Below are 13,473 nucleotides of genomic sequence, written 5' to 3'. Positions count from 1 at the left end.
GGAGAAGCCGGTGACGCATCCGAGGGAGAAGACCGTGGCCCCGTTCCCCCTGCATCCCGAGTGTCCCGACCTGCGCCGGCTCGCCGACGACCCGGCCGAGGCGCTGCTGCGCGCCGAGGCCGACCTGGTCGCCGTCGAGAACGCCGCCGAGGCCGACCGCTTCCGTCGGCTGGAGGAACTGGAGGAGGCGCAGCAGGACGGGCGCGGGGTGACCCGGCGGACCTTCGTCGCCGGTGCCGCCGCCACCGCCACCGCGCTGGCCACCGCCCAGTTCGTCAGCACGTCGGCGTCCTTCGCGGCGACGAGGACCGGCACCCTGATCCACGTCTTCCTCTACGGCGGGCTGGACGGGCTGAGCCTGGTCGCCCCCGCCGACGACCCGGTGCTCGCCAAGGCCCGCCCCGACCTGCTGCTCGGCGACGACTCGCTGGCCCTGGGCCGGGGCTTCAAGCTGACCAGCGCCTTCGCCCCGCTGGAGAAGTGGCTGAAGGCGGGCCGGCTCGGTTTCGTCCCGGCGGTCTCCGACGCCCGGTTGTCCCGCAGTCACTTCCAGGCCGCCGACGCCTGCAACCTGGGTGGCCTGCCCAGCGAGACCGGCGGCCGGGGCTGGCTGGACAGCCTGGTCGACTCGCTCGGCAAGGGCACCGCGTTCCGCAGCGTCGGGATCGGCAGCACGCTGCCCCGCTCGCTGGTCGGCACCAACGGCGCGTTGTCGCTCAACAGCGTCGGCTCGTTGCGGCTCAACGGCGAGGACCGCTACCGGGCGGCCACCGAGAAGGCGATCCGCGGCCTGTTCACCGGGATCCACCATCCGGTCGAAGAGGCGGTGATCGAGGGGATGGGCGCGCTGTCGACCGCCCAGCAGCTCGCCGCGAAGCCGTACCGGCCGGCGGAGGGGGTGACCTACGAGGGCGTCGGGTACGCCTTCCAGCAGCTCGCCCAGTTGATCAAGGGTGGGGCGAACGTCCGGGTCGCCACGGTCGGCATGGGTGGCTACGACACCCACGAGAACCAGGGCACCCGAGCCGGTGGCCAGCTCCACCGGCGGCTCGGCGAGCTGGCGAAGGCGATGGCGGCCTTCCTCACCGACCTGGGCGACCGGGCGGACGACGTCACGATCATGGTGTCCAGCGAGTTCGGCCGTCGGGTCGCCTCCAACGGCGGCGGCACCGACCACGGCCACGGCGGGGTGGTCACCGTCCTGTCCGGCCGTAGGCTCGCCAGCCCGCTGCTCGGCGCGTGGGACGGCCTGGGCGACCTGGACTCGGGCGACGTGCCCGAGTACAACAACATGTTCGACGTCTACGGCACGGTGGCGCAGGGCCGGTTCGGGCTGACCACGGCCCAGGTGGACAGGATCTTCCCGAGAAGGAAGTTCACCCCGATGAAGCTCTACGCGTGACCTGTCGGGACCTGCCCGCCGCCGGCCGTCGTACCGGGGATCCGTCCCGGCACGGCGGCCGGTCGGCTGCGTCCGTACCCCCGCCGCCGGCCCTGCCCCGGCGGGGGTCCGCCGGCCGGCGGGTGCTGTCCGGGCTGTTCTGGCTGGGCCTGGTCGCGGCGGTGCTCCCGTGGTGGCTCGACACCCCGGCCGGTTCGCTGGCCGGCACCGCCGACGTGCTCACCGCGGCCGGGCGGGTCACCGGCCTGATCGCCGGCTACCTGCTGCTCGTGCAGGTGCTGATGATGAGCCGCCTCGGCCTGCTGGAACGCGGGATCGGCGGCGAGCGGCTGTCCCGGGCGCACCGGGACCTGGGCGCGACCCTGCTGGTGGCGGTGCTGGCCCACCTGTCGCTGCTGGTGGTCGGCTACGCGCGGACCCGGGGCATCCCGGTCACCGCCCAGGTGGGCGTGCTGCTGCGTGACTTCGACGACATGGTGTCCGCCTTCGCCGCGGCCGGCATCCTGGTGCTCGTCGGCGGCACCGGCATCCGGGCGGTCCGCCGGGCGGTGCCCTACGAACTCTGGTACCACCTGCACCTGACCAGCTACCTGGCGCTGCTGCTCGGCTTCGGCCACCAGTTCAGCAACGGCGCGCAGCTCTTCCCGCCCGGCCCGGTACGCGTCGGCTGGACCGCCGGGTACCTGCTGGTGGCCGCCGCCCTGGCCTGGGGCCGGCTGGTCGCGCCACTGCGGCTCAACCTGCGGCACCGGCTGCGGGTGGCCGACGTGGTGGCGGAGAGCCCCGACACCGTCTCGATCTACCTGACCGGCCGCCGGCTGTTCCAGCTCGACCTGCTCGGCGGGCAGTACCTGCGCTGGCGGTTCCTGACCCGGCGGTGCTGGTGGCAGTCGCACCCGTTCTCGCCGTCGGCGGCGGCGAACGGCCGTTGGCTGCGGCTGACCGTCAAGGTGGTCGGCGGGCACACCGCCGACCTGCGCGACCTCGAACCGGGCACCCGGGTCTGGGTGGAGGGGCCGTCCGGCACCTGCACCGCCGCGCACCGGACCCGGGAGCGGGCCCTGCTGATCGCCGGCGGCAGCGGCATCGGCCCGCTCCGGGCGATGCTGGAGGAGTTGCCGCCCGGCGCGGCCCTGATCTACCGGGCCCGCACCCCGGCCGACGTGCTGTTGCAGCACGAGCTGGACTGGCTGGCCCAGGCCCGGCAGACCGCCGTCTGGTACGTCATCGGCTCCCGCGACGACGCCGGCCCCCGACAGGTGATGAGCCCGGACGGGCTGCGCCGGCTGGTGCCCGACCTGACCCGCCGGGACGTGTACCTGTGCGGGCCGCAGGGGCTGGTCGACTCCTCGGTGCGGGCGCTCCGCCGGGCCGGGGTCCCCCGCCGGCAGATCCACCTCGCCCCGTTCGAGCTGTAGGAAGGCACCTGACATGCGTCGCGCGCTTCTCGCGATCACCGGGCTGGCCGCCGGCACCACCGCGCTGGTGGTGCTCAAGGGCGCCCCGGGCACCGGCCAGGTCGCCCAGGGCCTACCGGCCGGGACGCCGGTCGGCACCCCGGACCGCAGCGGCCCGGCCACCCCCGGCGCGGTCGCGGAGCGCACCACGGCGACGACCCGGCCGACCGGCCGACCCCGTGTCGCCGCGAGCCGTACCCCCGGCGTCACCCGGAGCACCACCGGCGGCACCGGCACCCGGGTCACCCCGCCGGCCCCGAGGGTCAGCTCCGCCGCGCCGACGTCGGCCACCCGCGAGGTCACCGGTCCGGTGATCGCCACGGAGTACGGCAACGTGCAGGTGCGGATCACCGTCTCCGGCACTTCGATCGTCGACGCGGTGGCCGTGGAACTGCCCCGGGGCGGCCAGTCCGACCTGCGCAGCGACCGGGTCGACGACGCCTACAGCGGCACCTCCGGAGCCGTGGTGCGCCAGCAGAACGCCCTCCTGGACACGGTCTCCCAGGCGACCGCCACCAGCGACGGCTACCGGCGGTCGTTGCAGGCGGCGCTCGATCGGGCGCGCGGGTGACCGTGCCGCCGACCCGGCCCGGCCTGCGCCGGGTCGAGCAGGTGATGGGTACGGCGATCAGCCTGGACCTCGCCGACGACCTGCCCGCCGGCACCCTGCGTACGCTCGCCGATGACACCTTCCGCTGGCTGCGCGAGGTCGACGCCCGGTTCAGCACCTACCGCGAGGACAGCGAGGTGCGCCGCGTCGACCGGGGCGAGCTGCCGCTGGCCGGGGCGTCGGCGGACCTGCGTGCGGTGCTGGCCCGCTGCGCCGACCTGTGGGGCGACACCGACGGCTACTTCGACGCGTACGCCACCGGTCGGCTGGATCCCTCCGGCTACGTGAAGGGCTGGTCGGTCCAGGTCGCCTCGGACCGGCTGGTGGCCGCCGGTGCGGTCGACCACTGCCTCAACGCCGGTGGTGACGTCCGGGTACGCGGGCACTCGTCGTCCGGGCGGCCGTGGCGGATCGGCGTCCGGCACCCCTGGGACGCGTCCGCCACCTGCCTGGTGCTCGCCGGCACCGACCTGGCGGTCGCCACCTCGGGTGTCTACGAGCGGGGACACCACGTGCTGGACCCCCGGCGGGGCGGGCCGGCGCGGGGCCTGCGCTCGGTCACCGTGGTCGGCCCGGACCTGGGCGTCGCCGACGCGTACGCCACGGCGGCGGTCGCGATGGGGCCGGCCGGCATCGGCTGGCTGGACCGGCTGCCCGGCCACCGGCACGCGGTGGTCACCGACGACGGCCGGCTGCTGCGTTCCACCAGCCTGCCGCTGGTCGACTGACCACACGACCGGACGGTACGGGTGCAGGGGTTTGTGGGGTCGGTGGGCGGTTGCCGACCGGTGGACGGCACCGGGTGACCGCGGCGCGGGTCACCGGGCGGTGCGCCGGGTGCCGGCCGGGCGGGAACCGGTGGGTCGGGGCCGGCCGGGTCGGGAACCGGCGGGCCGGCTGTCCGACCAGTGCCGGGGCCGCCGCCGGTGCGGTGGTTCGGTGCCGTCGGTGTGCCGCATCTCGTCGTCCCTGGCCATGGTCCTACCCCCGCTCCGGTGGCGCACCCGCGCCGTCGTGGTGTGCAACGAGCGCGGCGGCGGGCGGGACGCTGGCCGGAACCCGACGCTGCCGCACGGTGCCCCGCCGTGGTCGCCGCGCGGCGGTCAGTGGCCGCGCCGGGGCAGTGGGAGCTGACCGGGCAGCAGCTCCGGGGTCAGCGTCACCCCGTCGGCCCGTAACGCCTCGATCAGGGTGTTCTGCAACAGGTACGAGTCGGGCAGCCGCCAGCGGGCCTGTTCCGGGGCGACCGCCCAGCGCACCGTGCCCTCGGGCAGCCGGGTGGGCGGTGCCGGTATCCACGACCCGGTTCCGTGGCGCACCACGTGGAAGCAGTGTTCCAGTTCGGGGCGGAGCGGGTCACCGGGGCGGACCAGGAACATCCACCGTCCGGTCGGGGTCACCACCACCGGCCCCCGGGCGCCCGACCCGGCGGGGTGTCCGGGCACCGCGGCGAGCAGCCGCCGGCCCAGCGGTGCCGAGACCTCCAGCACGTCGAAGGCGCGGCCGGTGGGCAGCAGCACCCCGTGCGGACGGCTGCGCCACCAGGTGGCCACCCGGGCCGGGTCGGTGCTCGCCCCGCGTTCCCAGTTCTCCAGGGCGGGATGGCAGCCGACGGTGGGGCAGCCGGCCCGGCCGCACACGAAGCGGCTGCGCGCCAGGCAGGCGCCGGGGGTCACCTCCCAGCCGTGCACCGCGTACCGCACGGCGATCCGGCGCAGCCGGACCCGTTCGATCGGTGACAGCTGGGCGACCCTCGGCCCGACGTTTCCCCACATGTCCCGTGCTCTCCGCTCACTCCGGCCGGTCACCGCGTCACCCCCTACGTCGAGCGCCGTCACTGTCCCGACCCGGGATCGTTGACCTGACGAACAGCCCATGCAACTTGCACGAAAAGTTACGAGAACGACCTGTACGGCTGCCGCACACGCTGTGCGACCAGCAGGGACGGACGGATCGGAAGCGCCCCACCCGGGTCGTCCGCACACCGGCCGGACGAACCGACGAGGGGGAGGAACGGGAGAAGATGGACGAACTGCCGATCGGGCGACGGGTGGCCTACTGGCGCGGGCGGCGCAAGATGTCGCAACAGGTCTTCGCCGACCGGCTCGGCAAGTCCAAGAGCTGGGTCGACAAGGTCGAGCGCGGGGTCCGCCGGCTGGACAAGTTCTCCGTCCTGTACGAGATCGCCGTCATCCTGCGGATCGACGTGCAACTGCTGCTCGGCAAGGACCCGGAACGGCGCAGCGACGCGCTGACCTGCATCGACCAGATCGAGGTGCAGGAGATCCGGGCGGCCCTGGAGCAGTACAGCTCGATGACCGCGTACTTCGACGCCGTGTCACACCCGCCACCCCTGCCCGACCTGGGCAAGGCCGTCACCCACGCCTGGCTCACCTACCAGTACGGCCGCTACGCGATGCTCACCCGGGCGCTGCCGAAGCTGCTGCGCGACGCCCAGGCCGCCGACGCCGGCCACCAGGGGGAGCAGGCGAAGGAGGCCGCCAACCTGCTCGGGCAGGTCTACCAGATCGCCTCCTCGGTGCTGCGCAAGCTCGGCGAGTGCGACCTGGCCTGGTTGGCCGCCGACCGGTCGATGGCGGTCGCCCAGCGGGCCGACGACCCGCTGCTCGCCGGGGTCGCCACCACCCGGGTCTGCAACGCGTTGGTGGCGATGGGCCGGGCCCGCCCCGCCCTGGAACTGAACGTCAGCATCGCCAACCGGCTCGCCCCCGGCGGCATGAACGACAGCGGGCCGGGCCGGCTCTCCGTCTACGGCATGCTGCTGTTGCAGGGGGCCATGGCCGCCGCCCGGTTCGGTGACTCGGACACCGTCGAGGACCTGTTCCACGGCGCCCACGAGGCGGCCGTCATGCTCGGCAGCGACCAGAACCACTACTGGACCTCGTTCGGGCCGACGAACCTGGAACTGCACCGGGCCGCCGCCGCGGTGGAGATGGGTGACGGCGGGCGGGCGGTGGAGATCCACCAGCGGATCCCCGAACCACGCTTCAACGGGTTGCTGCCCGAGCGCCGCGCCCACCACCTGCTGGACATCGCCCGGGGCTACACCCAGGTCGGCGACATGGCCAAGGCGGGGGAGATGCTGCTGCGCGGCGACCGGCTCGCCCCGTCGGAGATCCGCTGCCGGCCGATCGCCCACGAGGTGATGTCCGACGTGCTGCGTCGCACACGGGGTGCGTTGCCCGCGCCGCTGGCGGAGTTGGCTGAGCAGATGGGAGTCGGAGTATGAACGCGGCGGTGGCCGGATGAGCGGCGGACCGCACCAGAACGACGAGCGCCCGACGGTGCTCTACGTCATCGCCTGCGGCTCGCCGCTGGCCCGTCACCTCGACCGCCTGGTCGGCCTGGCCCAGGACGACGGCTGGGAGGTCTGCGTCGTCACCACCCCCGACGGGGCGAAGTTCGTGGACCGGTCCGCGCTGGCCCGGCAGACCGGGCACCCGGTGCGGACCCACTACAAGAACCCGGGCGACCCGGACCTGCTGCCCCCGGCCGACGCCATGCTGGTCTGCCCGGCCACCGTCAACACGGTCAACAAGTGGGCGGCCGGGATCACCGACACCCTGGCGCTGGGCCTGCTGGTCGAGGGACAGGGCCGGGGCGTGCCGGTGGTGGTGGTGCCGTTCACCAACGCGGCGATGGCCCGCCACCCGGCCTTCCAGACCGGCCTGCAACGGCTCCGCGAGTGGGGCGCCACGGTGCTCTTCGGCGACCACGTCTACCCGTTGCACCCGCCCGGCACGGGGGAACGGCACCTGCACGCCTTCCCGTGGGAGGCGGCGGTGGCCGCCCTGCCGGACCGGTCCCGGGCCGCCTCGGCCGCCTGACCCGGCGGACGGGCGTGGGCGTGGTCGCCGCTGCGCGCCGGTAAGCTGACCGGCCGTGAGTACAACCGCGTCCCCGCCGTCCGTCGCCGACGTCGTCACCGAGCTGGACCGGCGTTACCCGCCGGCCTGGGCCGAGGAGTGGGACCGGGTCGGCCTGGTGCTCGGCGAGCCCACCGACCCGGTCCGCCGGGTCTACGGCACGGTGGACGTGGTGCCCGGGACGGTCGCCGAGGCCCTCGCCGCCGGGGCCGACCTGATCGTCGCGCACCACCCGCTGCTGCTGCGCGGTGTCTCCTCGGTCGCCCCGACCACCTGGAAGGGGCGGATCGTGCACGACCTGATCCGCGCCGGGGTCGCCCTGTACGTGGCGCACACCAACGCCGACGTCGCCGCGCCGGGCGTCTCCGACGCGCTGGCCGCCCGGTTCGGGCTGACCGGCCTGCGTCCCCTCGCACCGGCCGCGCCGGGTTCCCCGGCGGCCGGCGACGGCCGGGGCATCGGCCGGATCGGCGAGCTGCCCGCCCCGATGAGCCTGGCCGAGCTGACCCGGCACGCCGCCGCCGTCCTGCCGGCCACGGTCTGGGGGGTTCGCGCCGGGGGTGATCCCGGGCGTATCGTGCGTACCCTTGCGGTCAGCGGTGGCTCGGGCGAGGGTTTCCTGGCCGCCGCGACCGCCGCCGGAGCGGACGCGTTCCTCAGCTCCGACCTGCGGCACCACCCCGCCGGTGAGCACCTCGCCGCCGGTGGACCCGCCCTGCTGGAGGCCGCGCACTGGGCGACCGAACGACCCTGGCTGGACGACGTGGCCGCCCACCTGCGGGCCGGCTTCGGCGTCGAGACCGTGGTGTCCGACCTGGACACCGACCCGTGGACCGTGCACGCCGCCGCACCCGCGATGGACGACAAGGAGCCCCGACCGTGAAGGCTGAACCCCAGGTCCAGCGCCGCCTGCTCGATCTTCAGGCGATCGACACCACCCTCGCCCAGCTCGCCCACCGCCGCCGGACCCTGCCCGAACGGGCCGAGCTGGAGGGGCTGGCCCGCGAGCTGTCCGCGTTGGAGGACGAGCGGGTCCGCGCCCAGGTCGCCGTGGACGACCTGGACCGGGACATCGCCCGGCTGGAGAAGGACATCGACCAGGTACGGGCGCGGAAGAGCAAGGACGAGACCCGGCTGGCCAGCGGCAGCGGGCCGGCCCGCGAGCTGGAGGCGCTCCAGCACGAGCTGATCTCCCTCAACCGGCGTCAGGGTGACCTGGAGGACGCCGAGCTGGAGCTGATGGAGCAGCGCGAGACGGCGCAGGCCACCCTGGACGGGATCGAGGCCCGGATCGCCGAGACCCGGGACCGGCGGGACGCCGTCGAGCAGCGCCGCGACGAGAGCCTGGCCGCCATCGCCAAGGAGGAGGAGTTCAAGCAGGGCGCGCGTAAGCCGCTCGCCGCTGACCTCCCCGCCGACCTGGTGAGCCTCTACGACAGGATCCGCGAGGACACCGGCCTCGGGGCGGCACTGCTCACCTCGGGCCGCTGCGGTGGGTGCCGGTTGGAGCTGTCCGGGGCGGACCTGGCCCGGATCCGCAGGTCGGACCCGGACGAGGTGGTCCGCTGCGAGGACTGCCGGCGGATCATGGTGCGCACCAACGAGTCGGGGCTGTAGCCGGTGGCGGTACGCGTGGTCGTCATCGAGGCCGACGGCGGGTCGCGGGGCAACCCCGGTCCGGCCGGGTACGGTGCCGTGGTCCGGGATCCGGCCTCCGGCGAGGTGCTGCTCGAACGCGCCGAGGCGATCGGGACGGCCACCAACAACGTCGCCGAGTACCGGGGTCTGATCGCCGGGCTGGAGGCCGCCGCCGAGCTGGGCGCGGTCGAGGTCGACGCCCGGATGGACTCCAAGCTGGTGGTCGAGCAGATGTGCGGCCGGTGGCAGATCAAGCATCCGGGGCTGCGCCCGCTCGCCGCGCGGGCCGCCGCGCTGGTCGACCGCTTCGACACCGTCCGGTTCAGCTGGATCCCCCGGGACCGCAACAGGCACGCCGACGCCCTGGCCAACGCGGCGATGGACGCCGCCGCCGGCAAGCCGTCGCGGCCGGTGGCCGGGTCGACCGGCGGCACGCCGTCCCGGCCGGTGCCCGGGTCGACCGGCGGTGAGCCGTCGCGGCCGGTGGCCGGTGCCGACTCGCCGGGCCGGGCGCAGGCCCGCGAGGTGGCCGCCCGCGCCGCCACCCGGACCGCCGGCACCGACCCGGCGACGACCAAGGCGTCCTGGGAGCCGCGACCGACCTTCACCGCCACCCGGCTGGTCCTGGTCCGGCACGGCGCGACCGAGTGGACCGTGCAGCACCGCTACGCGGGCCGCGCCGACGTGCCGCTGTCCGCGTCCGGCCAGGCCCAGGCCCGGGCCACCGCCGCCCGGGTGGCCGCGCTGGCCCCGTCCGTCGCGGCCGTGCTCAGTTCCCCGCTGTCCCGGTGTACGGCCACCGCCGAGGCGATCGCCGGGGCACTCGGCGGTCTGCCGGTACGCCCGCAGGACGACTGGATCGAGTGCGACTTCGGCGACTGGGACGGCCACACCTTCGCCGAGGTGCGGGACCGCTGGCCCGGCGAGTTGGACGCCTGGCTCGCCTCCACCCGGATCGCCCCGCCGGGCGGTGAGTCGTTCACCGAGGTCGGGCAGCGGGTCGACCGGGCGATGGCGGCGCTGCGCGAGGCGTACCCCGGGGAGACCGTGGTGGTGGTCTCCCACGTCTCGCCGATCAAGCTGGCGCTGCGCGACGCCCTCGCGGCCGGCGATGCCTTCCTGCACCGGCTCTACCTGGACGCGGCGGGCATCTCGGTGCTCGACATGTGGCCCGACGGCGGGATCGCGGTCCGCTCGGTCAACGACACCGCCCACCTTCCCCCCGACTGAGCCCGGGTCGCCCGACGGCCGGTCCGGGACGTCCCGGACCGGCCGGTTTCGTCGTGGGCCGGTCCGTGGGCCGCCGCGTGGTTCGTCGCCGGTCGATGGACTGACCCTGTGGTACGCCGTTCGGCGCAGCCGGGCGGCCGTTGAGCGCATCGTCGCGCGCCGATGGAACGTGAACGGCTCCACCGGGTCGTAGCGTCCGGCCGTTACTGGCCGGCACGACTACCGGAGGTGGGTCAGATGACCGTCGGCGAACCGCGGACACCGCGTACGGCGTCGTCCAGGGCGAAGGACCACAGTCCCTGGAACTGGTTGCTCTTCGTCCCGATCGTGGTGCCGTTGATCCCGCTGCTGTTCAACGCGGACTCGCCCCGGCTGTTCGGCTTCCCCCGCTTCTACTGGCTGCAACTGGCCTGGATCCTGCTCGGGGTGGCCACCACCACGCTGGTCTACCAGATGACCCGGAAGCGGGGTGGGGACCGGTGAGCGCGAGGAGTGAGCCGGTTTTGCGAGCCCCGCAGTCGCGAGCGGAGGGTGAGTACTGATGTGGCGTGACCATCTGATCGAGATCATCGTCTTCTCGGCGCTCTTCCTGCTGGTCAGCGCGATGGGTTTCGTGGCGGCCCGGTGGCGGGCGCCGAAGGACATGGCGCACCTCGACGAGTGGGGACTGGGCGGGCGCAGCTTCGGCGGCTGGATCACCTGGTTCCTGGTCGGCGGTGACCTCTACACGGCGTACACCTTCGTGGCGGTGCCGGCGCTGATGTTCGGGGCGGGCGCGGCCGGGTTCTTCGCGGTGCCGTACACGATCGTCATCTACCCGCTGGTGTTCCTGGTGCTGTGCCGGCTCTGGTCGGTGTCGCACCGGCACGGCTTCGTCACCCCCGCCGACTTCGTGCGCCGCCGGTTCGACTCGCCGGTGCTGGCCCTGCTGATCGCGATCACCGGCATCGTGGCGACCATGCCGTACATCGCGTTGCAGCTGGTGGGCATCGAGGCGGTGCTCAAGACGATGGGGGTCACCGGGGACAACGCGGTGGCCCGGCACCTGCCGATCATCATCGCGTTCGCGATCCTGGCCGCCTACACCTACCAGTCCGGGTTGCGTGCCCCGGCGCTGATCGCGTTCGTCAAGGACAGCCTGATCTACGTCGTGATCCTGGTGGCGGTGATCTACCTGCCGTACAAGCTGGGGGGTTGGGGTTCGATCTTCGACGCGGCGGACGCCAAGTTCGCCGCCTCGCCCAACCCGAACGACGGCATCCTGCTCAACGCCGACAACCAGCTCCAGTACGTCACCCTGGCGTTCGGGTCGGCGCTGGCGCTGTTCCTCTACCCGCACAGCATCACCGGTGTGCTGGCCAGCCGGAGCCGGGATGTCATAAAGCGGAACATGTCGGCGTTGCCGGCGTACAGCCTGCTGCTCGGGCTGATCGCGTTGCTCGGCTTCATGGCCATCGCGGCCGGGGTGAAGCCGCTGCCGGGGGCGAAGGAGGGCACCGTCGACAGCAACACGGTGGTGCCGGTGCTGTTCGACCAGCAGTTCCCGGACTGGTTCGCCGGGGTGGCGTACGCGGCGATCGGCATCGGTGCGCTGGTGCCGGCGGCGATCATGTCGATCGCGGCGGCGAACCTGTTCACCCGCAACATCTACAAGGAGTACCTGAAGCGGGACGCCAGCCCGGCCCAGGAGGCGACCGTCTCCAAGGTCACCTCCCTGGTGGTGAAGGTCGGCGCGGTGGCCTGCATCGTCTTCCTCGACCCGCAGTTCTCCATCGACCTCCAGCTCATCGGCGGCGTGATCATCCTCCAGACGCTGCCGGCGGTGGCGCTGGGCCTCTACACCCGCTGGTTCCACCGGGGCGCGTTGATCGCCGGCTGGGCCGCCGGCATGGGACTGGGGATGTGGATGCTCTACCAGATCCCCAACCCGGCGTCGAAACGCGCGCACTTCGGCGGGTCGGCGTTCCCGCTGTCCGACTTCGGCTTCGACACCAAGAAGACGATCTACGTCGGCATCGTCGCCGTGCTGGTGAACCTGGTGGTGGCGGCGCTGGTCACCCTGGCGCTGCGGGCGGCGAAGGTGGCCGAGGGCACCGACGGCACCACCCCCGACGACTACTTCGCCGACGAGGGCGACCCCCGCGTCACCCCCGGCCCCGCCCGGGACGCCGACTCGGCCCGCGAACCGGTCGCCTGACCCCCTCGGCCTCCGCCCTCTCCCCGCGCGCCTCCTGCTCTCCTCTCCTCTCCGACCCCGTTTACCGAGAGCTTCACGTCAACATTCCGCTGAGAACTGGCCCGAACCTCTTGATCACGCGACTGACTCGGCCACCGTGCCGGCCTCCGGCCCCGGTCGGGTTGGTGATCAAGAGGTTCGGGGCGGAGGTGACGTCAACCCCTCGATCAACCGAGGCGGGCGGGGGAGGGCGGGGTGGGGGAGGGGGCGGTGCTCAGGTCAGCGCACGCCAGAGCAGGTAGAGGCCGATCGCCGTACCGAAGCAGACGATCAGCGACCGGAGCAACACCGGTGGCAGTCGTCGGGTCACCCGCGCCCCCACGTACCCGCCGAGCATGGTGGCCGGTGCGACCACCGCGACCGCCGCCCAGTTGACCGGCCCGAACAGGGCGAACACCACCAGAGTGGTCAGTCCCACCACGGCGGAGAGCAGGTTCTTCACCGCCGACACCCGGGCCAGCGTCGCGTCCAGCACCAGGGCCAGCCCGGCGACCAGCATCACCCCCAGCGCCGCGCCGAAATAGCCGCCGTACACCGTGCCGACCGCGACCATCGCCTGCACCGTGAGGGTACGACGGCGCGGACCCAGCTCCGCCGGGTGACCGACCAGCCGGCGCAACGGCCCCTGGAAGGCCAGCACCGCCGTGGCCCCGAGCACCAGGAAGGGCACCACCAGGTCGAACGCCCGCGCCGGGGTGGCGAGCAGGAGCAGGCAACCGACCCCGGTGCCGAGCACCGCCGTCGGCAGCAACGGCCACAGCGTCCGCCGGGGCGGCAGGTCCATCCGGCTGCCCGCCACACTCGCCGCATAGCCGGGGAAGACCGACACCGAGTTGCTGACGTTGGCCGCGACGGGCGGAATGCCCACCGCGATCATCGCCGGGAACGTGATCAGAGAACCACCGCCGGCCGCCGCGTTCACCGTGCCCGCGGCGAGACCGGCGACGAGCAGCAGCGCGGCATCAGAGAGGTCCATGGGGCCAAGAGGCTAGTACGCCCTGATCAGAGCACCT

At 73.7% G+C, this 13,473-nt stretch carries 14 protein-coding genes; 11 read left to right on the top strand and 3 right to left on the bottom strand.

Annotated features, from left to right (window positions below; all coding sequences use genetic code 11):
- The first annotated feature begins 10 nt into the window (after positions 1–10).
- Genes O7612_RS22625 through O7612_RS22610 form a run of 4 tightly spaced genes read left to right on the top strand, consistent with a single transcriptional unit; the run spans position 11 to position 4,197 of the window.
- Positions 11–1,402, top strand: a complete 1,392-nt coding sequence (locus O7612_RS22625) for a DUF1501 domain-containing protein (protein WP_282267203.1) — start codon at positions 11–13, stop codon at positions 1,400–1,402.
- On the top strand, positions 1,399–2,820 hold the full coding sequence (locus O7612_RS22620; protein WP_282267200.1) for a ferric reductase-like transmembrane domain-containing protein: 1,422 nt from the start codon (positions 1,399–1,401) through the stop codon (positions 2,818–2,820). Before O7612_RS22625 ends, O7612_RS22620 begins: the two co-directional genes overlap by 4 nt.
- 13 nt (positions 2,821–2,833) lie before the next feature.
- Entirely contained in the window at positions 2,834–3,430 is a 597-nt protein-coding gene (locus tag O7612_RS22615) for an FMN-binding protein (RefSeq protein ID WP_282267198.1), read from the top strand.
- A gap of 44 nt (positions 3,431–3,474) precedes the next feature.
- Positions 3,475–4,197: an FAD:protein FMN transferase gene (locus tag O7612_RS22610; protein ID WP_282274003.1), complete on the top strand. Its 723-nt coding sequence runs from the start codon at positions 3,475–3,477 to the stop codon at positions 4,195–4,197.
- Between the two features lie 90 nt (positions 4,198–4,287).
- On the opposite strand, the gene O7612_RS22605 is transcribed toward O7612_RS22610, so the two are convergent.
- Together O7612_RS22605 and O7612_RS22600 are read right to left on the bottom strand one after the other, a co-directional pair.
- Complete coding sequence (locus O7612_RS22605) at positions 4,288–4,446, bottom strand: hypothetical protein (RefSeq protein WP_157517623.1); 159 nt, start codon at positions 4,444–4,446, stop codon at positions 4,288–4,290.
- Positions 4,447–4,572: 126 nt separating this feature from the next.
- Entirely contained in the window at positions 4,573–5,244 is a 672-nt protein-coding gene (locus tag O7612_RS22600) for a bifunctional DNA primase/polymerase (RefSeq protein WP_282267195.1), read from the bottom strand.
- 248 nt (positions 5,245–5,492) lie between these two features.
- Between O7612_RS22600 and O7612_RS22595 the strand changes: the two genes are divergently transcribed.
- The 7 genes from O7612_RS22595 (at position 5,493) to O7612_RS22565 (ending at position 12,421) form a co-directional block, all read left to right on the top strand.
- The gene (locus tag O7612_RS22595) at positions 5,493–6,719 is read left to right on the top strand and encodes a helix-turn-helix domain-containing protein (protein ID WP_282267193.1); all 1,227 of its coding nucleotides are present in this window, start codon (positions 5,493–5,495) and stop codon (positions 6,717–6,719) included.
- Between the two features lie 16 nt (positions 6,720–6,735).
- Positions 6,736–7,317 (top strand): flavoprotein, encoded by a 582-nt coding sequence (locus O7612_RS22590; protein WP_282267191.1) that lies wholly within the window; start codon positions 6,736–6,738, stop codon positions 7,315–7,317.
- 55 nt (positions 7,318–7,372) lie between these two features.
- Complete coding sequence (locus O7612_RS22585) at positions 7,373–8,239, top strand: Nif3-like dinuclear metal center hexameric protein (RefSeq protein ID WP_282267189.1); 867 nt, start codon at positions 7,373–7,375, stop codon at positions 8,237–8,239.
- Positions 8,236–8,973, top strand: a complete 738-nt coding sequence (locus O7612_RS22580) for a C4-type zinc ribbon domain-containing protein (RefSeq protein ID WP_282267187.1) — start codon at positions 8,236–8,238, stop codon at positions 8,971–8,973. The genes O7612_RS22585 and O7612_RS22580 overlap by 4 nt, the downstream gene beginning before the upstream one ends.
- Positions 8,974–8,976: 3 nt before the next feature.
- Positions 8,977–10,224, top strand: coding sequence for a bifunctional RNase H/acid phosphatase (locus tag O7612_RS22575; protein ID WP_282267185.1), 1,248 nt, complete (start codon positions 8,977–8,979; stop codon positions 10,222–10,224).
- A gap of 237 nt (positions 10,225–10,461) precedes the next feature.
- Complete coding sequence (locus tag O7612_RS22570) at positions 10,462–10,707, top strand: DUF3311 domain-containing protein (protein WP_282267183.1); 246 nt, start codon at positions 10,462–10,464, stop codon at positions 10,705–10,707.
- Between the two features lie 58 nt (positions 10,708–10,765).
- On the top strand, positions 10,766–12,421 hold the full coding sequence (locus tag O7612_RS22565; RefSeq protein ID WP_282267181.1) for a sodium:solute symporter: 1,656 nt from the start codon (positions 10,766–10,768) through the stop codon (positions 12,419–12,421).
- Positions 12,422–12,674: 253 nt separating this feature from the next.
- Here O7612_RS22565 and O7612_RS22560 read toward each other — a convergent pair whose 3' ends face one another.
- Positions 12,675–13,436: a sulfite exporter TauE/SafE family protein gene (locus tag O7612_RS22560; protein WP_282267180.1), complete on the bottom strand. Its 762-nt coding sequence runs from the start codon at positions 13,434–13,436 to the stop codon at positions 12,675–12,677.
- Positions 13,437–13,473 lie beyond the last annotated feature (37 nt).

The sequence above is a fragment of the Micromonospora sp. WMMD987 genome, assembly GCF_029581435.1.
Classification (GTDB): domain Bacteria; phylum Actinomycetota; class Actinomycetes; order Mycobacteriales; family Micromonosporaceae; genus Micromonospora; species Micromonospora rifamycinica.
The sequence above is the reverse complement of the archived record's forward strand: the minus strand, read 5'-3'. Positions and strand labels throughout refer to the sequence as shown.

Coding starts and splice junctions, on each gene's coding strand:
- O7612_RS22615 (WP_282267198.1), top strand. CDS start 2,834: ATGCGTCGCGCGCTTCTCGCGATCACCGGGCTGGCCGCCGGCACCACC.
- O7612_RS22610 (WP_282274003.1), top strand. CDS start 3,475: ATGGGTACGGCGATCAGCCTGGACCTCGCCGACGACCTGCCCGCCGGC.
- O7612_RS22605 (WP_157517623.1), bottom strand. CDS start 4,446: ATGGCCAGGGACGACGAGATGCGGCACACCGACGGCACCGAACCACCG.
- O7612_RS22600 (WP_282267195.1), bottom strand. CDS start 5,244: ATGTGGGGAAACGTCGGGCCGAGGGTCGCCCAGCTGTCACCGATCGAA.
- O7612_RS22595 (WP_282267193.1), top strand. CDS start 5,493: ATGGACGAACTGCCGATCGGGCGACGGGTGGCCTACTGGCGCGGGCGG.
- O7612_RS22590 (WP_282267191.1), top strand. CDS start 6,736: ATGAGCGGCGGACCGCACCAGAACGACGAGCGCCCGACGGTGCTCTAC.
- O7612_RS22570 (WP_282267183.1), top strand. CDS start 10,462: ATGACCGTCGGCGAACCGCGGACACCGCGTACGGCGTCGTCCAGGGCG.
- O7612_RS22565 (WP_282267181.1), top strand. CDS start 10,766: ATGTGGCGTGACCATCTGATCGAGATCATCGTCTTCTCGGCGCTCTTC.
- O7612_RS22560 (WP_282267180.1), bottom strand. CDS start 13,436: ATGGACCTCTCTGATGCCGCGCTGCTGCTCGTCGCCGGTCTCGCCGCG.